Below are 17,876 nucleotides of genomic sequence, written 5' to 3'. Positions count from 1 at the left end.
ACCCGGGGGCTGTGGATAACTTCTGTCCCTCACAAGGATGATCAGCCCTTGTCAGGATTGACGTCAGCCGCTTCGCCCGGCACCGGGAAGCGGTGCTCGTTGCGCTCGATCTTGGCCGCGAGCGCCTCCAGCGGGTCCACCCCGACCGCCGTGCAGAACTGCATCAGGTACGCCAGCACGTCCGCGACCTCGTCGCGCACCCGGTGGGCCCGTTCCGGGTCCGTCATCACCGCGGCGGCCTGCTCCGGTGTGAGCCACTGGAAGATCTCCAGCAGTTCCCCGGCCTCCACGCTCAGCGCCGCCGCCAGGTTCTTCGGCGTGTGGTACGGCTCCCACCGCCGGGCCGCCGCGAAGTCCACCAGCCGCTGCCGAAGCTCCTCCAGCGTCGGCTCCCCGACCGACCCGACCGACCCGGCCGACCCGGACACCCCAGGCACCCCGGCTGCCCCGGACACCCCGGCCGACCCAGCCGCCCCAGCCGCCCGGTCCGCCGCCGACTCCCCCGACCTCGTCACTCGCTCGTTCACGCCCCCAGGTCTACCCCATCCGCTCCCCCAGCCGCAGCGGAGCCTCCCCCACCCCCCGCGTCCACCGGGCCCTCCTCCCCGCGCGCGTACTGCACCGGCACCCGGGCCGTCTCCGGCCGCAGCACCGTCGACCCCGTCGCCGGGTCCCGCCGGCACTCGACCAACGCCACCGCCCCCGTCCGCTCCCCGCCCGCCCCGAACGCGTCCCGCGCCGCCGCCGGCTCCTGGAGCGCGGCCACCACCCGCAGCTGGTTGCGCCCCGCCATGTCCCGCGCGAGCCGCAGCAGCGAGGCGGTCTGCTCGGTGGCGAGCCCGGCCCCGAGGTCCTCGGCGAGCACGGTGAGCTGCCGGTGCGCCCACGGCACCTCGGCGGCCACGTCGAGGTCGAGCACCCCCGCCCCGGTCAGCAGCACCGCCGCGAAGGCGAGGTGGCGCAGCATCCCGTCGGAGGCCTGGTCGGCGCCGGTGCGCCCGAGCACGCCCTCGTCGAAGACGGCCAGCACCCGGCGCCCCGTCCGGCTCTCGCGCTCGGCGAGGGTGAGGCCGAGCAGCGGGTGGGGCGCCGCCTCCTGGACGGCCCGCAGCAGTTGCCCGTACCGGCGCGGGCACTCGTGGGCGAGCCGGTTGATCAGGGCCGAGATGTTGGCGGCGTTGCTGCGCAGCCGGGCCTGCGGGTCGGCTCTGGCCCAGCCCCGCATCAGGGCCGGGACGGGGTGCAGCGGGAAGACCTCGCGCAGTGCGGTGAGCAGGTCCTCGGCGGCGGCGAGGACGAGCCGTTCGCCGGTGGAGGAGCCGGCGACCCGGAGCGGCAGTTGGGCGGTGATCATGGTGCTGCTGGGGAACGGCGCCCGGATGTCCCCCTGCCGGGTGTCGTTGTGCCAGCAGACGTTGACGCGCCCGTTGCGGACGTCCTGTTCGCCGGTGTCCACCAGGGTCCGCCCGTCGAGGGTGAGCGACTCCCGGGCGATCCGGACCGCGCCGTCGGTGCGGATCACCAGGTCGAGCCGGATCCGGCCGCGCGGCGAGCGGACGGTGCAGCCGAGGATGACGGCGTCGCGCCCGTGCGGCACGCACCCAGCGAGTCCGCCGCGTACGGGCGTGGCGAGCGGGCCGGTGCGGTCGGGCAGCCCGTCCAGGGAGTCGGGGATCTCCTCGCCGAGGGCGAGCCGGGACAGCACGGCGAGCGCGTCGAGGGCGTTGGACTTGCCGACCCCGGCCGGCCCGTGCAGCACGGTGAGCGGCGCTAGCGGCAGGACGGCCCGCCGGTAGGACTTGAAGGCGGTGAGCCGCAGTTCCTCGACGGTGGGGCGTGGCACTGGCGGCCGTTCGGGGCCGGGGGCGTCGGGGCGCAGTTGGGCCGGCCCGGCGGGCGCGGCGGCGTCGCGGTTCACCCGTCGGACGTTAGCCGCAGCCCGACGGGGCGAAACGTCCCTGCTCACCAGATTCATCCCTACGTGGCGGCCCGTCTCGCGCCGCTGACCCAGGGCGGTCCGCCGCTACGGCCGCCGGTACGCGGCCACCGTCACCGAGGCGGTCACCTCGACCGGCTCGGGCAGTTCGTCCAGGGCGGCGGCGAGCCGGTCGGGGTCGGTGTGCCAGGCGCTCGGCCCCATGCCGACGACGGTCCGCACGTCCTGGGCGGAGAGCCGCAGGGTGAACTCGACCGGCTGCCGGCCGGCCGGCGTGAGGTAGGGGCCGAGCTTCTCGTCGATCCGGCGCTGCTTCTCCTCGTCCACCGACAGCAGGCCGAGGGCGGCGACGAGTTCGCGCAGGTGGCGGGCGGTGGGCGAGACCAGCAGCAGGGTGCCGCCGGGGCGCAGCACGCGGCGGATCTCGGGTCCGTTGCGCGGGGCGAAGACGTTGAGGACCAGGTCGGCGGAGGCGTCGCGCAGCGGCAGCGGGCGCCAGGCGTCGCAGACCACCGCGCCGATCCGGGGGTGGGCCCTGGCGGCGCGGCGCAGCGCGTACTTGGAGATGTCGAGGGCGGCGCCGACCCGGCCGGGCAGGGTGTCCAGGACGTGGGCGAGGTAGTGGCCGGTGCCGGCGCCGAGGTCGGCGACCAGGCCCCGCGAGCCGTCCGCTCCGCCGTCGGCCGCGTCACTCACCGCCCCGTCACTCGCCGCCCCGTCACCCACCGCCGCGGCGGCCGCCGCGGCCAGGGCGTCGGCGATCGGCCGGTAGTGCCCGGCGGCGAGGAAGTCGGCGCGGGCGGCGACCATGTCGGCGGTGTCGCCGGTGCCGGTGTGGGCGTCACCGGCGAGGAGGCTGACGTAGCCCTGCTTGGCGAGGTCGAAGCTGTGCCCGGCGGGGCAGCGCAGGCTGCGCTCGTGCCGGGTGAGGTCCTGCGCGCAGTGGGGGCAGGCCAGGTAGGGCTCGATGTCCTGCAGCAACGTTCCGTCTTCTCTCGCCGTTCGGCCCCGGCCGGTCGGGGGCGCCAGCCAGCCTAACCACCCCGGCCGGTGGTCGGCCGCCCCGCCGGACCGACACCGACACCGACCCCGCGCGCCGCGGCCCGCGCAGCACTGCCCACGCACCGCGGCCCACGCACCGCGGCCTGCGGCCCACGGCCCGGACCCGCCCGCCCTGGTCCACAAGGCACGCCCTAAACCGGAGCCCGCCCCCGCGACCGCTCCGCCGCCACCCGCAGGGCGAGCCCCGCGAGCGCCTCCGGCGCCCCGGGCCGCCCGCGCGCCCCGGGGAAGGCGTTGACGTCGACGATCACCGGCTCGTCGGCCCCGTCCAGCAGGTCGACCCCGTACACCTCCAGCCCGAACACCTCGCCCACCCGCAGGGCGAGCGCGGCCCGCCGGGCGGACGGCTGCCATTCCTCCGCCGCCCCCACCCCCTCGTCGCCGACGGAGAGTTCGGACCGCCGCCGAGCGGCGAAGACCTGTCCGTCGACCACCCAGAGCTTCTGGTCCCAGCCGCTGCCCCGGTAGTACCGCTGGGTGACGACCTCCTCCTGCGGCCAACGCTCGGCGAGTTCCCGCAGCCGGGCCGCGCCGTCGACCAGCGCGACCAGGTCGTGGCGCCGACTGTGCCGGCTCTTCACCACGAACGGGCAGTCCTGGTAGGTGAGTTCGCCCAGCGCGCCGGCCGTGAACGTCGCCGCGAACGGCAGCCCGGCGCCCCGGGCGAGCGCGGCCATCCGCACCCGGTCCTGGCAGAGCCCGGTGGCCGCGGCCGAGTTGACCACCGCCGCCCCGCGCCGCTCCAACTCCCGGGCCAGCGCGAGTGCTTGCGGCGTACGCGCCTTGAGCAGGTAGACATCGGCGAGCGCTCCCCGAGGAACGCGGCCGCCGTCGAGCGGGACGGCCTCCACCCGGCAGCCGCGCCGCTCCAGCACCCCGGCGGCCGCCGCGAGCAGCGGGTGCCCGGGGTTGCCCGTGATCAGTGCGACCCTCACCGCAGCCCGCCGTCCACCAGGTCGCTCCGGCCGTACTCCTCGCCGCCGGCCGGAACCAGCGCGGGCATCGACACGGCCGTACCGCTGCGCGCGAGCCGCAGCACCGCCCGGGCGACCCGCTCCACCGCCTCGGGCACCTGCCGGAAGCTCGGGAAGTCGTTGACGTCCACCACCACCGGCCCGTCCGGCCCGAGCAGCACGTCGACGCCGTACAGGTCGAGCCCGAACACCTCGCCGACCTGCGCGGCGATCCGTGCCACGCTCGCCGGCAGCGGCACCGGCCGCTCGCGCACGCCCTGCCCCGGGTGCAGCGGCGATTCCCGTTCGGTCGCGAAGAGTTCGCCGTCGACGCAGTACACCTTGAGGTCGGTGCCGCTGTTGGGCACGTACGGCTGCGCGATCAGCAGTCCCTCCCCGGCGAGTTCGGGGCCGAGGCCGATCAGGTCGTCGGGTCCGGCCACCAGTCGTACGCCCCGCCCGGAGCTGCCGTCCGCGGGTTTGACGACCAGCGGGTACTCGGCGGCCGGGATCTCGGCGAGCCGCTCCCAGCGGGCGGCTGCGTAGGTGACCGGGGTGGGCAGGCCGCGGGTACGGGCGATCACCGAGGCGAGCGCCTTGTCCCGGACGCCGCGGATCGAGCGGACGTCGTTGACGGTGGTGAGGCCGACCGCGGCGGCCGCCTCCAGCAGGGTGAGCCCGGGTCCGCCGGAGACGGTCTTGAGCACCCAGGCGTCGTGGCTGCCGGCCCGGACCGCCTCGGAGATCGCCAGCAGCGAGTCGCCGGGGCGCAGCACGTCCACCCGGTGCCCCCAGCCGGTGAGTTGACGCGCGACGTCCAGTGGCATGCCGTCCCGCCGGTAGTGCTCCTCCACCAGAAAGCAGAGCCTCATGGGCCTGACTTCCCCCTTGCCTCGCCGAGTGCGGATGTCCGCCGTCCCCCTCGGCAGAGCTGTGAAGGCATCAGCTTGCCCGGCGTACACGCACAAGATCGCCGCGAGCGGGTAAGCGTTCGGCAACAATCGAACGCCGGTCCGCCGCACAAACCGGTGGCGCGCCACCCCGGCCCCTGCTTTGATGCACGCCGTGACTTCTGCTGATCATGCTCCGGCCCCTGCCCTGCTCGACGGGATCGAGCGTTACTACGACGCCGTGCCCCGCAGTGCCGCCACCGCGGAGGACTTCGGCCCGCTGACGCTGTTCGTCCGCCGCGGCGAGACCGGCTGGCACTACTACGCCCGCCCCACCCCCGGCCACGGCGGCCCGGCCGCCACCGCCGACGACGTCCGCCGGGTGCTGGAGCGGCAGCGGGAGCTGGGTCTGCCGGAGGCCTTCGAGTGGGTGGCCGAGCGGAACCCCGAGCTGCGCGCGGCGGTGGAGGCGGCCGGCCTGGCGGTGCACGAGCACCCGCTGCTGGTGCTCGGCCCGCAGGACGCGACGGCCCCGGCGCCGGCGCTCCCGGAGCAGGTGGAGGTACGGGTGCTGGCCGCGGACGCCCCCGAGCTGGCCGACGCGGTGGCCGTCCCGCACGTGGCCTTCGGCACCCCGGGCACCGCCACCGGCAGCGCGGGCGCGGCCGAACTGGCCGTGAGCGCGGCGACGTTGACGTCCGACGGCGGGGTGGCGCGGATCGCGCAGCGGATCACCGACGGGGTCAGCGTGCTGGCGGCCGCGCTGGAGGGCGGCGACGTGCTCTGCGCGGGCCAGCACAACCCGGTGGGCCCGGTCACCGAGGTGGTCGGGGTCGGGACGCTGCCCTCCGCCCGGCGCCGCGGGCTGGCCCTGGCGGTCACCGCGGCCCTGGTGGCGCACGCCCGCGCCAACGGCGTGCGGACGGTGTTCCTGTCCGCCACCGACGAGGACGTCGCCCGGATCTACCGCCGGGCCGGCTTCCGCCCGTTCGCCACGGCCCTCATCGCGGAGCCCGCCGCAGCGGACTCCCCGGCCTAGACCCGCACGGCACAGGCACAGGCACAGGCGCAGGCGCAGGCGCAGGCGCAGGCGCAGGCGCAAGCACGGGCAAGGCCACCGGACGGACGGGGACGCGGCTCAGTCGTCGTCCTCGTCCTCGTCCTCCGCCCCCGTGACGCCCTCCCCCTCGGCCTCGTCGACCACCCAGGCCGCCAGCCGTTCGGCGACCCCGGACACCCCCAGCCGCCCTTCCCGGATGGCCCGGGAGAGGCTGCGCACCTCGCGGGCGGTGGTGGCGACGGTGCAGCCGCTGGCGACGAGGTAGGCGTAGGCGACGGCGGTCGCGAAGAGCTCGTTGGTCTTCTCCAGGGCGGGCACCCGGATCAGCTGGTGCATCAACGCGGCCGCGCGGTCCTGGGGTTCGGGGTAGACGGAGATGTCGAAGATCTCGGCCTGGTGCCGGGTGACGGCCGCGAGCAGGGAGCCGTAGTCGGTGACCTGCGGGTCACCGGGCGTGTACTGCTCGGCGGTCATGAGCAGCCACGAGAGGTCGACCTCCAGTTTCAACGGCGCACGTCCTGGAGCTCGCCCGAGTCCCCGAACTCGGCGAGGAACGACGCCTCGTACTCCTTCATGAACTGTGCGGCGGCGTCGATGAAGGCCCGTCCCGACTCACCCATGTCCTGCTGGACCAGGCGTTCGATGTACTGGTTCATGCTGATCCCCTGCTGCTCCGCCCGTTCCCGGGCCATCTCGGCGGTCGTGGCGTCCACTCGGACGTTCAGCTGCTTCTTGCCCATGCCGTTCAAGCTAGCGCCGAAGTGCTAGCACAACAAGGGCGCACGCACACCGCCCGCACACCTGCCGCACGCCCCCACGCAACCCCTCCGTCACCGAACCGCCAACCGAACCGCAAACCGAGCCGCCCCGCGGACGCCTGCCGAGCCGCTCACCCACCCGCTCCCTACCCCGCCACGGCCTCCGCCACCCGGACCCGCCCGTGCCCGCCGCCGATCGACCCCGTCCCCGCCCCGCCCCCGCACGGATCCGGCACGGCCCCCCGACCCAACCGGGTCTGACTTGAAGAGTCCTGCACCATCCGGGACTCTGAACTCTCCTGAGCGTTCCCCGAGCGGCACCGACCGGTTTTGTGGAGGCCGGCAATGACAGCCATGTTCGACCAGGAGCTGCGCGAGCAGCTCGCCCAGGCCCGGCAGGACCTCGCGGCGGCCCGGGCCGAAGGGGACGCCGACGGCGTCCAGGCGTACGAGGGCCGGGTCGCCTCGCTCCTACGGCTCGCCGCCCAGCACGGCATCGACCTTCCGCACAGCGCCGACGAAGAGGAGCGCAACGAGTAGCGCGCGCCCCGCCCAACGCCGAGGAGGCGGCACCCCGTGACGTACGGGGTGCCGCCTCCTCGGCCGTTCCGGGCGTTCGAAGACCGACGGGGTCAGACCCCGGTCGGCTCCAGGATGGCCACGCACTCGAAGTGGTGGGTCATCGGGAACAGGTCGAAGGCCCGCAGCGAGACCGGCCGGTAGCCGCCCTCGCGGAAGAACCCGAGGTCCCGGGCGAGCGCCGCCGGGTCGCAGGCCACGTACGCGATCCGGCGGGCCTCCAGGCCGACCAGGTGCGCGACGGTCTCACGTCCGGCGCCGGCCCGCGGCGGGTCCAGCACGATCAGGTCGGTGGCGGTGATGCCGGTGCGCGGCAGCAGCGTCTCGACCCGGTCGCACTCGATCCGCACGTTGTCCAGCGCGGCCAGGTTGTGCCGGGCGTCGACGACGGCCTGCTTGGCCGACTCGATGCCGAGCACCGCGCCGTCCTCGCCGACCCGGTCGGCCAGCGCGCCGGCGAACAGGCCGACGCCGCAGTACAGGTCGAGCGCGCTCTCGCCCCACTGCGGGTCCAGACCGTCCAGCACCGCGTCGACCAGGGTGTCCGGCGCCTCCGGGTGGATCTGCCAGAAGCCGCCGTTGCTGACCCGCCAGGTGCGCCCGGCGGCCCGCTCGCGGACGAAGCCGCGCCCGTGCACCTTGTGCACGTCGCCCTGGTCGTCGATCCGGGCGATCGACACCGGCTTGTCCAGCTCGACCAGCGGCAGCTGGGCACCGTCGCGCGGGGTCAGCACCACCTGGCGGTCCGAGGAGCCGGACGCGGCGACCACCTCGACGCTCGCCACCCCCGGCCAGTCGCGGGACTCGATGCCGAGCTCGGTGACGCCCTCGGCGGCGATCAGGCAGCGGTCGATCACCTGGACGCCGTGCGAGCGGTGCTTGCGCAGACCGACCTTGCCGGTCTCCGCGTCCACCGCGTACTGCACCCGGGTGCGCCAGGCCGGCACCTGCCCCGGCGCCAGCTTGCCGCCGACCGGCTCGATGCTGCCGTCCCAGCCGGCCTCGGCCGGGGTCAGCCCGGCGAGCTTCGCCAGCTGCTCGGTCAGCACCGCGGCCTTGAGCTTGCGCTGCCCGCCCGGGGTGACGTGCTGCCAGTCGCAGCCGCCGCACTTGCCCGGCCCGGCGAACGGGCAGGGGGCCTCGATCCGGTCCTTGGCGGGCTCCAGCACCTCCACGGCGTCCGCGCGCAGGAAACGCGAGGTGGTGGTGCCCTCGGTCACCTGCGCGACCACCTTCTCGCCGGGCAGCGCGTGCCGGACGAACAGCACCCGCCCCTCGTGCCGGGCCACGCAGTGCCCGCCGCCGTGCGCGACCGGGCCGACCTCGACCTCGTAGCGCTCGCCGACCAGCGGGTCCCCGGTCGGCGCCTCCGCCCGCCGCGGCCGCGCCGCCCCGGTGGCCGCACCGCGCAGCGCCTTCGGCGGCCGCACCGCCTGCTTGCGCGGCGCCTTCCGGGCGGCCCCGGCCGCGCCCTTCCCGTCCTGGGCGGGCTTCCCCTCGCGAACGGCCTTCCCGTCGCGAACGGCCTTCTCGCCCCGGACGGGCTTCTCGCCCCGGGCCGGCTTGGCGGCCCGTACCGGCTTCTCCTCCGGGGCCTCCCCCGGCACGACCGGCGCGGTGCGCGCCGTCAGCCCGTCACGGTCGGTGGCCTCCGGCCGGTGCGGCTTGCCCCAGCGCGGCCGGGCCACCTGCCCGGGCTGGGAGCCGCCCCGACGGGCGCCCTTGCCCTTGCCGGAGGCGCCGGAGGAGCCCGAGGAGCGGGGCGGAGTGTTGCGCGTCACTGGGAGGAGTCCTTGCTGCGGTCGGAGGTGGCACCGGCGTTGGAACCGGCACGGACGGAATCCTTCGACTTTACGGCCTTCGGCGCCCTCGGCTCGCCACGGCGGACGGATCCGGGCGCCGACCAGGCCTTCTGCGGCCTGCGCCGCTCCGAGGACTCCAGCTGCCACGGCACCGAGGTGACCATCACCCCCGGTTTGAACAGCAGCCGCCCCTTGAGCCGCAGCGCGCTCTGGTTGTGCAGCAGGTGCTCGTACCAGTGGCCGACCACGTACTCCGGGATGTAGACCGCGACCACGTCCCGCGGGCTGCTGCGCCGCAGGTTCTTCACGTAGTCCAGGACCGGCCCGGTGATCTCGCGATAGGGCGAGTCCAGCACCTTGAGCGGCACCTCGATGCCGCGCTCGTCCCACTCCCGCCGCAGCGCCGCCGTGTCCGCCGGATCGACGTTGACGGTGACGGCCTCCAGGGTGTGGGCGTGCGCCAGCCGGGCGTACGCGAGGGCGCGCAGCGCGGGCTTGTGCAGCTTGGAGACCAGCACGATGGCGTGCACCCGGGTGGGCAGCACCACGTCGTCCGGCTCCTCGGCCGCGATGAGCTCCGCGGAGACCCGGTCGTAGTGGCGCCGGATGCCCTTCATCATCACGAACAGCACGGCCATCGCGGCGATCGCGATCCAGGCGTGGCCGATCTTGGTGACCAGGACGACGATCAGCACGGCCATCGTCATCACCAGGCCGAATCCGTTGATTGCCCGGCTGCGCTGCATGTGCCGCCGCTTCGCCGGATCGGTCTCGGTGCGCAGCAGCCGGGTCCAGTGCCGGATCATGCCGGACTGGCTCATGTTGAAGGAGACGAAGACGCCGACGATGTAGAGCTGGATCAGCCGGGTCGGGTCCGCGTTGAAGGCGATGATCAGCAGGATCGCGGCGATGGCCAGCAGGATGATGCCGTTGGAGAAGGCCAGCCGGTCGCCGCGGGTGTGCAGCTGGCGGGGCAGGTAGCGGTCCTGGGCGAGGATCGAGCCGAGCACCGGGAAGCCGTTGAAGGCGGTGTTGGCGGCCAGCACCAGGATCAGGCCGGTGACGGCGGCGACGAAGTAGAAGCCGGGGGTGAAGTTGTTGAAGACGGCCTCGCTGATCTGTGCCAGCGCCGTCTTCTGGTGGTAGCCGGGGCCGGAGCCGACCAGCTGTTCGGCCGGGTTCTCGGCCATCTGCACACCGGTGAGCCGGGCCAGCCAGATGATGCCCATGAACATCACCACGGCGATGCTCGCCATCAGCAGCAGCGTGGTGGCCGCGTTCCTGCTCTTCGGCTTGCGGAAGGCCGGCACGCCGTTGGAGATGGCCTCGACGCCGGTGAGCGCGGCGCAGCCGGAGGAGAAGGACTTGAGCAGCAGGAAGACCAGCGCGAAGCCGGAGAGCGAGTCGTTGCCCGGGGTGGCGGCGAGGTGGAAGCCGGAGCTCTCGGCGGGCATGGACTGGCCGAGCACGAAGTGCCGGAAGACGCCGTAGCCGACCATGCCGATCACGCCGGCCATGAAGGCGTAGGTGGGCACCGCGAAGGCGGAGCCGGATTCGCGCACCCCTCGGAGGTTCATGCCCATCAGCAGCACGACCACGACCACCGAGACGATCATCTCGTGGCCGCGCAGCGCCGGGACGGCGGAGACCACGTTGGCGACGCCGGAGGTGGTGGACACGGCGACGGTGAGCACGTAGTCGACCATCAGGGCCGCGGCGACGACCAGTCCGGCCGCCGGGCCGTGGTTGACGGTCGCCACCTCGTAGTCGCCGCCCCCGCTGGGGTAGGCGTGCACGTTCTGCCGGTAGGAGGCGACAACGGCGAGCATCACGACCGCCACCACGACGCCGATCTGCCAGGAGAAGTGGATCGCCGAGACGCCCGCGACGGAGAGCGTGAGCAGGATCTCCTCAGGGGCGTACGCGACCGAGGAGAGCGCGTCCGAGGCGAAGACGGGCAGCGCGATCCGCTTGGGGAGGAGCGTCTCCCCGAGTTTGTCGCTGCGCAGGGCGCGCCCGATCAGCAGGCGTTTCGGAAGGTCAGTCGGCATAGGCACGTTAAGGAATCGTAGGGGTTTCCCGACGTGGCTTGCGCCGTTCATCCCCCCCTTCGTCGCGACTGTGTTCGGTGGACCGGCTAGCGTGTCGGATACGAGTCGGTGGGCAACACTCTGGTTGTCGAGCGGAGTCCGGCCGACGCCCCACGAGAGCCCTCGCCCCGGAACGCCCGGGCGGGAAAGGGAGATGAACGGTGTTTGCGCAGGTCAAGACCCCTTCGGGACGGGTGAGGTAGCGCCGGTGCACATCGTCATCATGGGCTGCGGCCGCGTGGGCTCCGCCCTCGCGAGAACGCTGGAGAAACAGGGCCACTCGGTGGCCGTGGTCGACCAGGACCCGACCGCCTTCCGTCGGCTGGGCGCCGGGTTCAACGGGCGCCGGGTGACCGGGGTCGGTTTCGACCAGGACACCCTGCGCGAGGCGGGCATCGAGGAGGCCGGCGCCTTCGCCGCCGTCTCCAGCGGTGACAACTCCAACATCATCGCCGCCCGGGTCGCCCGGGAGACCTTCGGCGTCGAGAACGTCGCGGCCCGGATCTACGACCCCCGCCGCGCCGAGGTGTACCAGCGCCTGGGCATCCCGACCGTGGCGACGGTCCGCTGGACCGCCGACCAGATGCTGCGCCGACTGCTGCCGAGCGGCGCCGAGCCGCTGTGGCAGGACCCGAGCGGCAGCGTGCAGCTGGCCGAGGTCGCGTACCACCCGGACTGGGTGGGCCAGCGGATCAGCCGCCTGGAGGAGGCGTCCGGCGCCCGGGTGTCGTTCGTCACCCGGCTCGGTGAAGGGATGCTCCCCTCGCCGCAGATGGTGGTGCAGGAGGGCGACCTGGTGCACGTGATGCTGCGCCGGGCCGACCTGACGGCGGTCGAGGCCGCGTTCGCGCAGGGGCCGAAGGAGGAGGGTCACTGATGCGGGTCGCCATTGCCGGAGCCGGTGCCGTGGGTCGCTCGATCGCGGGCGAGCTGCTGGAGAACGGTCACGAGGTCCTTCTGGTCGACAAGAACCCGAACGCCATCTCGGTGGAGCGGGTGCCCATGGCGGAGTGGCTGCTGGCCGACGCCTGCGAGATCACCTCGCTGGACGAGGCGGCGCTGCAGCGCTGCCACGTGGTGATCGCCGCGACCGGTGACGACAAGGTCAACCTGGTCGTGTCGCTGCTCGCCAAGACCGAGTACGCGGTGCCGCGGGTGGTCGCCCGGGTGAACAACCCGAAGAACGAGTGGCTCTTCAACGAGTCCTGGGGCGTGGACGTGGCCGTCTCCACCCCGCGCCTGATGTCCGCGCTGGTCGAGGAGGCGGTCAGCGTCGGCGACCTGGTCCGCCTGATGCGGTTCAGCCAGGGCAACGCCAACCTGGTCGAGCTGACCCTGGCCGGCGAGGCCGAGCTGGTCGGCACCCGGGTGGGCGACGTCTCCTGGCCGCAGGACACCGCGCTGGTGAGCATCATCCGCGAGGGCCGGGTGCTGGTGCCGGCCAAGGACGACACCCTGGAGGGCGGCGACGAGCTGCTCTTCGTGGCCGCGCAGGAGCGCGAGGAGGAGCTGGAGCAGCTGCTGTCGGCGACCTCCGGCGCCCAGTAGGCAGCGCCCGGCCGAGCGGCGCGCGGCGAACGCGAGTACGGCCGAGGGCCCGCACCCCCTGAACGGGGGTGCGGGCCCTCGGCCGTACGGTGCGCGCGCAGTGCGGTGCAGTGCAGTGCGGGGCGGTGCCGGGCGCGGGAGGAGCGGCTACTTGGCCGGCTCCTCCTCGTCCTCGTCGACCGGCGCCTTGATCGGCGGCGGCGCCTTGAGCAGGATCTGCCAGGTGACGTACATCGCCAGCAGCAGCGGCGGGATGCCGAGGGCGACCTTCAACCAGCCGAGCAGGTTGACGTTGTGGGTGAAGTACAGCGGGAAGAGGATCACCGGCTTGAGGCCCATGATCACCACCCAGGCCCAGGTCGCCTTGGTGTAGGCGGCGAGCCGGCCCGGGTTCTCCTTGCGCCAGGTGAACATCTCGCCGGTGATCGGGCCGAGCATCACCCCGATCATCGGCCAGCGCACCACGGCGGAGACCGCGAGGGCGGTGCAGTAGCCCACGCTCCAGAGCAGGCCGGGCAGGTAGAAGTCCTCGGCCTTGCCGCTCTTCATCGCGATCCAGGCGCCGAGGGCGACGCCGAACACGCCGCTGAAGGCGTGCTGGATGGTCTCCCGCCGGGCCAGCCGCGCCACCACGAACAGGGCGCTGAGCCCGAGCGCGGCCCAGGCGGCGGCGCTGACCTGGTGGGTGAGGTTGTAGGTAACGATGAAGACCAGGCCGGGCAGCGTCATGTCGATCATGCCGCGCACGCCGCCGAAGGCCTGCAGGACGGTATCGGCGGCCTCCTTGGAGGCGGCCTTCCGAGCGGCCTCGTCGGCCGCCGGGTCCAGGGGCCGCTCGGCGGCCGGCGCGGTGCCTTCGATCGACCGGGCGAGTCCGTCCACCGCCTCGGCGGCGGCGGTGTCCTGCCAGGCCGCCACGTCGGCGGCGTCCAGGTCGATCCGGGCGGCGGCGTCTCCGCCGGGGTGGTTGCTCACGCTCATTCGCTCCCGTGTCCGACCGGACGCAGTTCGTAGCGGGGGTTGAACAGCACGCGGCGCCCGCGTGCGTGACTGATCCGGCCGCTGGCGACGAGCCGGCGGCCCGGTTCTATGCCCGCGATCGAGCGGCGGCCCAGCCAGACGACCTCCAGCGCCTCGGTGCCGTCGAAGAGCTCCGCCTCCAGGGCCGGCACCCCGGCCCGCGGGCGGAGCGTCACCGTGCGCAGCGTGCCCGCGACGGTGACCAGCTGCCGGTCGGCGCAGCCGGCGATCGGCGTGCAGCCGGACTCGGCGGCGATCTCCTGGCGCAGGTCCTCGGCGTCCAGTTCCTCGGCCGAGGTGGTCAGCCGACTGAGCATGCGGCGGAATCGCCCCGGCGGCTGGCCACTGCTGTTGTCACCACTCATGTCGGCAGGGTACCGGTTTCGGCGCCCCCGGCGGCAGGCGTCGCCCGCGCCGGGAGCCCGCCAGGAGCTCGCCGGGAGGCCGCCGGGGAGCCGCCGGTCAGCTCTCGAAGCGGTAGCCCATGCCCGGTTCGGTGATGAAGTGGCGCGGGTGCGAAGGGTCGCGTTCCAGCTTGCGGCGCAGCTGGGCGAGGTAGACCCGCAGGTAGTTGGTCTCGGTGCGGTAGGCCGGGCCCCACACCTCCTGGAGCAGCTGGGTCTGGCTGACCAGCCGGCCGGTGTTGCGGACCAGGACCTCCAGCAGGTGCCATTCGGTGGGCGTGAGGCGTACGTCGGTGCCGTCCCGGTTGACCTTCTTGGCGGCGAGGTCGACGGTGAAGCTCTCGGTGACGACCAGCGAGTCGTCCTCCCCGGCGACCGGCTCGGCCCGGCGCACCGCGGCCCGCATCCGGGCGAGCAGTTCGTCCATCCCGAAGGGCTTGGTCACGTAGTCGTCGGCGCCGGCGTCCAGGGCCTCGACCTTCTCGTCGGAGGCGTGCCGGGCCGACAGCACGATGATCGGCACCCGGGTCCAGCCGCGCAGGCCGCGGATCACCTCGACGCCGTCCATGTCGGGCAGGCCCAGGTCGAGGACGACGACGTCGGGATGGCGGGCGGCGGCCAGTTCCAGCGCGCTCGCCCCGTCATGGGCCGCGTCGACCTCGTACTTGCGGGCCTTGAGGTTGATCACCAGTGCGCGGACGATCTGCGGTTCGTCGTCCACGACGAGGACCCGGGTCATTTACGGGCTCCGCCTTTCGGGCTGTCGGATCTTACGGACTGTTGTCTCGGCTGTGCGTACGGCGTGGTTTGTGCGTACGGCGTGGTTGCGCCGGGTCTCAGGTGATCAGTTCGGAGAGCGGGTCGTGGCCCTCGCCGCCCGGCGCGTCCGGGCCGGGCCGCTCCGGCGGCCGTTCCACGGCGGGCAGGCTGACGACCATGGTGAGGCCGCCGCCGGGGGTGTCCTCGGCGGTGACCGTACCGTCCATGGCCTCGACGAACCCGCGCGCCACCGCGAGGCCGAGCCCGACCCCGGCGCCGCGCGGCGCGTCCCCGTAGCGCTGGAAGGGGGCGAAGATCCGCTCCTTGGCGTCCTCGGGGACGCCCGGTCCGCGGTCCACGATCCGCAGCTCGACCCGGCCCGGCCGGCCCGGCTGGTGGAGGGCGTCGGCCTTGACCAGCACTCTGACGCCCTCCGGGCTGTACTTGACGGCGTTCTCGACCAGGTTGGCCAGCGAGCGCTCCAGCAGTCCGCCGTCGGCGCGGATCATCGGCAGCGTCTCCGGCACCTCCAGCCGCACCGACTCCGGCGGGACGCCGCCGAGCGCGTACGGCACCACCTCGTCCAGGTCGGTCTCCTGGATCAGCGGGGTGACGGTGCCGGTCTGGAGCCGGCTCATGTCCAGCAGGTTGTTGATCAGGTGGTCGAGGCGGTCGGCCCCGGCCTCGATGCCGGCCAGCAGTTCGGCCTCGTCCTCCGGGTCCCACTGCACGTCGGCCGAGCGCAGCGAGGTCACCGAGGCCTTGATGCCCGCCAGCGGGGTGCGCAGGTCGTGCGAGACGGCGGCCAGCAGGGCGGTGCGGATCCGGTTGCCCTCGGCCTCGCGGCGGGCCGCGGCGGCCTCCCGGGCCAGCCGGCGGCGCTCCAGCACCACGGCGGCCTGGGCGGCGAACGCCCCCAGCAGGCGGCGGTCGGTGCCGGGCAGCACCCGGCCGCGCAGCACCAGGGCCAGGCTCTCCCCGACCGGGACGTCCACGTCGGCCTCTTCGGGGCGCCCGGGCGGGTGCGGCCCGGCGGTGGCGACCGGCACCCAGCCCCCGGTGGGCTCCGGGCGCTCCAGCAACGCGGCGCTCTCCTGCCCGAAGGTCTCCCGGACCTGCTCCATCAGCGCGGTCAGCACGCCGTCCCCGTTGGGGGCGCCGCGCAGCACCGTGCCGGCCAGCGCGCTGAGCGTCTGCGCCTCGGCCTGGGCGCGGGCCGCCTGGTGGGTGCGCCGGGCCGCCAGGTCCACCACGGAGGCCACCGAGCAGCCGACGATGGTGAATATCGCCACCGCCATGATGTTCTGCGGCTCGTTGATGGAGAAGGTGTGCAGCGGCGGGGTGAAGTAGAAGTTCAGCACCGAGGAGCCGACCAGCGCCGAGCCGATGGCCGGCAGCAGGCCGCCGACCAGTGCCGCGCACACCGTCAGCGACAGGAACAGCAGCATGTCGGTGGACAGGCCCAGCCCGCCGATGGTGGTCAGCACCAGTGCCAGCACCGGCGGGCCGACCAGCCCGACCAGCCAGCCGGCGATGGTCCTGGTCCGGCCCAGGTCGGTGATCCGCCGCACGGGTATCTTGTTGCGCCGCCCGTGCCCGGCGTGCTCGTGGGTGACCATGTGGACGTCGATGTCCCCGGCCTTCTGGGTGACCAGGGTGCCGACGCCCGGCCCGTACACGTACTGCCAACGGGGCCGGCGGCTGATGCCCAGCACGATCTGGGTGGCGTTCACCCCCCGGGCGAAGTCCAGCAGCCCGTCGGCCGGGTCGTCGCCCAGCACGTTGTGGAAGGAACCGCCGAGGCTCTCCACCAGCGCGCGCTGCTCGATCAGCGTCTGCGGGGAGCCGGAGCCGGCCAGCCCGTCGGAGCGGGAGATGTGCACGGCCAGCAGCTCGCCGCCGGAGACCCTGGCCGCGATCCGGGCGGCCCGGCGAATCAGCGTCGCCCCCTCGGGACCGCCGGTCAGGCCGACCACGATCCGCTCCCGGGCCTGCCAGGTGCCGACGATCCCCTGCTCGGCGCGGTACTTCTGCAGGTACTCGTCGACCCGGTCCGCGGTCCACAGCAGCGCCAGCTCGCGCAGCGCGGTCAGGTTGCCCGGCCGGAAGTAGTTGGCGAGCGCGGCGTCGATCTTCTCCGGCATGTACACGTTTCCGTGCGCCAGCCGCCGCCGCAGCGCCTGGGGGGACATGTCCACCAGCTCGATCTGGTCCGCCCGGCGGACCACCTCGTCCGGGACGGTCTCGCGCTGGCGCACCCCGGTGATGCCCTCGACGGCGTCACCGAGCGACTCCAGGTGCTGGACGTTCACGGTGGAGATCACGTCGATCCCGGCCGCGAGCAGCTCCTCGACGTCCTGCCAGCGCTTCTCGTTGCGGCAGCCGGGCACGTTGGTGTGGGCCAGCTCGTCCACCAGCGCCACCTCCGGGCGGCGGGCCAGCACGGCGTCCAGGTCCATCTCGGAGAACCGGGCGCCCCGGTGCACCACCTGCTGCCGGAGCACGACCTCCAGTCCGGCCACCAGGTCCGCGGTCCGTCGCCGGCCGTGGTCCTCCACGAACGCCACCACGACGTCCGTGCCACGCTCCTGCCGCCGGTGCGCCTCGGCGAGCATGGCGTACGTCTTGCCGACCCCGGGGGCCGCCCCGAGGTAGATGCGCAGCCTGCCTCGTCCCATGAGCACCATTCTTGATCCGGCTCTGTCCGGGAGCCACCCCCGGACACCTGTTCCCCCTGCCTTCGAGACTACGGCGTGGGCGGCGGTATTCCGCTGATCGGTGCACTGATCAGGCGGTTTTAGCGGCATATTGACGGAGGAGCAGCCACTCGGCGGGGGTCGGCCAGGGGGCCGCCGGCCCGGCCCAGCCCGGTTTTCCGGGAAACGCGAAAAGGCCCACCCGGTAACCCGGGTGGGCCTTCTCTGAATGATTGTTCGGCGGCGTCCTACTCTCCCACAGGGTCCCCCCTGCAGTACCATCGGCGCTGTGAGGCTTAGCTTCCGGGTTCGGAATGTA

The 17,876-nt window shown here is 73.7% G+C and carries 17 protein-coding genes and 1 rRNA gene; 4 read left to right on the top strand and 14 right to left on the bottom strand.

The genetic code is table 11. From position 1 onward, the window contains the following. Positions 1 to 41 precede the first annotated feature (41 nt). The 5 genes from ACIQWA_RS17450 to ACIQWA_RS17430 all read right to left on the bottom strand — a co-directional run bounded on the left by ACIQWA_RS17450 (position 42) and on the right by ACIQWA_RS17430 (position 4,823). A complete protein-coding gene (locus tag ACIQWA_RS17450; RefSeq protein ID WP_402483357.1) occupies positions 42 to 428 on the bottom strand; it encodes a nucleotide pyrophosphohydrolase in 387 nt (128 codons plus the stop codon). 95 nt (positions 429 to 523) lie between these two features. Next, a complete protein-coding gene (locus ACIQWA_RS17445) occupies positions 524 to 1,918 on the bottom strand; it encodes an AAA family ATPase (protein ID WP_402483355.1) in 1,395 nt (464 codons plus the stop codon). A 105-nt stretch (positions 1,919 to 2,023) separates the two neighbouring features. Continuing rightward, positions 2,024 to 2,917, bottom strand: a complete 894-nt coding sequence (locus ACIQWA_RS17440) for a putative RNA methyltransferase (RefSeq protein WP_402483353.1) — start codon at positions 2,915 to 2,917, stop codon at positions 2,024 to 2,026. 212 nt (positions 2,918 to 3,129) lie between these two features. Then, the gene (locus tag ACIQWA_RS17435; protein WP_360245793.1) at positions 3,130 to 3,933 is read right to left on the bottom strand and encodes an alpha-L-glutamate ligase; all 804 of its coding nucleotides are present in this window, start codon (positions 3,931 to 3,933) and stop codon (positions 3,130 to 3,132) included. Beyond that, a complete protein-coding gene (locus ACIQWA_RS17430; RefSeq protein WP_402483349.1) occupies positions 3,930 to 4,823 on the bottom strand; it encodes a RimK family alpha-L-glutamate ligase in 894 nt (297 codons plus the stop codon). Before ACIQWA_RS17430 ends, ACIQWA_RS17435 begins: the two co-directional genes overlap by 4 nt. A gap of 184 nt (positions 4,824 to 5,007) precedes the next feature. On the opposite strand from ACIQWA_RS17430, the gene ACIQWA_RS17425 reads away from it, so the two are divergent. Then, complete coding sequence (locus ACIQWA_RS17425) at positions 5,008 to 5,880, top strand: GNAT family N-acetyltransferase (protein ID WP_402483347.1); 873 nt, start codon at positions 5,008 to 5,010, stop codon at positions 5,878 to 5,880. 99 nt (positions 5,881 to 5,979) lie between these two features. Here ACIQWA_RS17425 and ACIQWA_RS17420 read toward each other — a convergent pair whose 3' ends face one another. Next, a complete protein-coding gene (locus ACIQWA_RS17420; protein WP_188305350.1) occupies positions 5,980 to 6,408 on the bottom strand; it encodes a fic family toxin-antitoxin system, toxin component in 429 nt (142 codons plus the stop codon). Next, on the bottom strand, positions 6,405 to 6,641 hold the full coding sequence (locus tag ACIQWA_RS17415; protein ID WP_360245801.1) for a toxin-antitoxin system HicB family antitoxin: 237 nt from the start codon (positions 6,639 to 6,641) through the stop codon (positions 6,405 to 6,407). Before ACIQWA_RS17415 ends, ACIQWA_RS17420 begins: the two co-directional genes overlap by 4 nt. A 363-nt stretch (positions 6,642 to 7,004) precedes the next feature. On the opposite strand from ACIQWA_RS17415, the gene ACIQWA_RS17410 reads away from it, so the two are divergent. Continuing rightward, the gene (locus ACIQWA_RS17410) at positions 7,005 to 7,199 is read left to right on the top strand and encodes a hypothetical protein (RefSeq protein WP_360245804.1); all 195 of its coding nucleotides are present in this window, start codon (positions 7,005 to 7,007) and stop codon (positions 7,197 to 7,199) included. 92 nt (positions 7,200 to 7,291) lie between these two features. Here the strand turns inward: ACIQWA_RS17410 and ACIQWA_RS17405 are convergent, their stop codons facing one another. Continuing rightward, entirely contained in the window at positions 7,292 to 8,587 is a 1,296-nt protein-coding gene (locus ACIQWA_RS17405) for a class I SAM-dependent RNA methyltransferase (protein WP_360245825.1), read from the bottom strand. A 428-nt stretch (positions 8,588 to 9,015) separates the two neighbouring features. Continuing rightward, complete coding sequence (locus tag ACIQWA_RS17400; RefSeq protein WP_402483846.1) at positions 9,016 to 11,091, bottom strand: APC family permease; 2,076 nt, start codon at positions 11,089 to 11,091, stop codon at positions 9,016 to 9,018. Between the two features lie 247 nt (positions 11,092 to 11,338). Between ACIQWA_RS17400 and ACIQWA_RS17395 the strand changes: the two genes are divergently transcribed. Together ACIQWA_RS17395 and ACIQWA_RS17390 are read left to right on the top strand one after the other, a co-directional pair. Further along, the gene (locus tag ACIQWA_RS17395) at positions 11,339 to 12,007 is read left to right on the top strand and encodes a TrkA family potassium uptake protein (protein WP_360245810.1); all 669 of its coding nucleotides are present in this window, start codon (positions 11,339 to 11,341) and stop codon (positions 12,005 to 12,007) included. Further along, positions 12,007 to 12,678, top strand: coding sequence for a TrkA family potassium uptake protein (locus tag ACIQWA_RS17390; protein ID WP_360245813.1), 672 nt, complete (start codon positions 12,007 to 12,009; stop codon positions 12,676 to 12,678). The genes ACIQWA_RS17395 and ACIQWA_RS17390 overlap by 1 nt, the downstream gene beginning before the upstream one ends. A 147-nt stretch (positions 12,679 to 12,825) precedes the next feature. Here the strand turns inward: ACIQWA_RS17390 and ACIQWA_RS17385 are convergent, their stop codons facing one another. From ACIQWA_RS17385 to rrf, 5 genes are all read right to left on the bottom strand, one after another. Beyond that, complete coding sequence (locus tag ACIQWA_RS17385) at positions 12,826 to 13,653, bottom strand: DUF3159 domain-containing protein (RefSeq protein ID WP_402483341.1); 828 nt, start codon at positions 13,651 to 13,653, stop codon at positions 12,826 to 12,828. Between the two features lie 2 nt (positions 13,654 to 13,655). Further along, entirely contained in the window at positions 13,656 to 14,063 is a 408-nt protein-coding gene (locus tag ACIQWA_RS17380) for an OB-fold nucleic acid binding domain-containing protein (protein WP_360245819.1), read from the bottom strand. Between the two features lie 97 nt (positions 14,064 to 14,160). Next, positions 14,161 to 14,841, bottom strand: a complete 681-nt coding sequence (locus ACIQWA_RS17375) for a response regulator (RefSeq protein ID WP_402483338.1) — start codon at positions 14,839 to 14,841, stop codon at positions 14,161 to 14,163. 97 nt (positions 14,842 to 14,938) lie between these two features. Then, on the bottom strand, positions 14,939 to 17,539 hold the full coding sequence (locus ACIQWA_RS17370) for a sensor histidine kinase KdpD (RefSeq protein ID WP_360245822.1): 2,601 nt from the start codon (positions 17,537 to 17,539) through the stop codon (positions 14,939 to 14,941). 253 nt (positions 17,540 to 17,792) lie between these two features. Next, positions 17,793 to 17,876: ribosomal RNA gene (gene rrf, locus ACIQWA_RS17365) — 5S ribosomal RNA — on the bottom strand; the annotation flags it as partial.

The sequence above is a fragment of the Kitasatospora sp. NPDC098652 genome, from assembly GCF_044760155.1.
GTDB lineage: Bacteria > Actinomycetota > Actinomycetes > Streptomycetales > Streptomycetaceae > Kitasatospora.
The sequence above is the reverse complement of the archived record's forward strand: the minus strand, read 5'-3'. Positions and strand labels throughout refer to the sequence as shown.

Coding starts and splice junctions, on each gene's coding strand:
- ACIQWA_RS17380 (WP_360245819.1), bottom strand. CDS start 14,063: ATGAGTGGTGACAACAGCAGTGGCCAGCCGCCGGGGCGATTCCGCCGC.
- ACIQWA_RS17390 (WP_360245813.1), top strand. CDS start 12,007: ATGCGGGTCGCCATTGCCGGAGCCGGTGCCGTGGGTCGCTCGATCGCG.
- ACIQWA_RS17425 (WP_402483347.1), top strand. CDS start 5,008: ATGCACGCCGTGACTTCTGCTGATCATGCTCCGGCCCCTGCCCTGCTC.
- ACIQWA_RS17430 (WP_402483349.1), bottom strand. CDS start 4,823: ATGAGGCTCTGCTTTCTGGTGGAGGAGCACTACCGGCGGGACGGCATG.
- ACIQWA_RS17410 (WP_360245804.1), top strand. CDS start 7,005: ATGACAGCCATGTTCGACCAGGAGCTGCGCGAGCAGCTCGCCCAGGCC.
- ACIQWA_RS17370 (WP_360245822.1), bottom strand. CDS start 17,539: ATGGGACGAGGCAGGCTGCGCATCTACCTCGGGGCGGCCCCCGGGGTC.
- ACIQWA_RS17375 (WP_402483338.1), bottom strand. CDS start 14,841: ATGACCCGGGTCCTCGTCGTGGACGACGAACCGCAGATCGTCCGCGCA.
- ACIQWA_RS17400 (WP_402483846.1), bottom strand. CDS start 11,091: ATGCCGACTGACCTTCCGAAACGCCTGCTGATCGGGCGCGCCCTGCGC.
- ACIQWA_RS17415 (WP_360245801.1), bottom strand. CDS start 6,641: ATGGGCAAGAAGCAGCTGAACGTCCGAGTGGACGCCACGACCGCCGAG.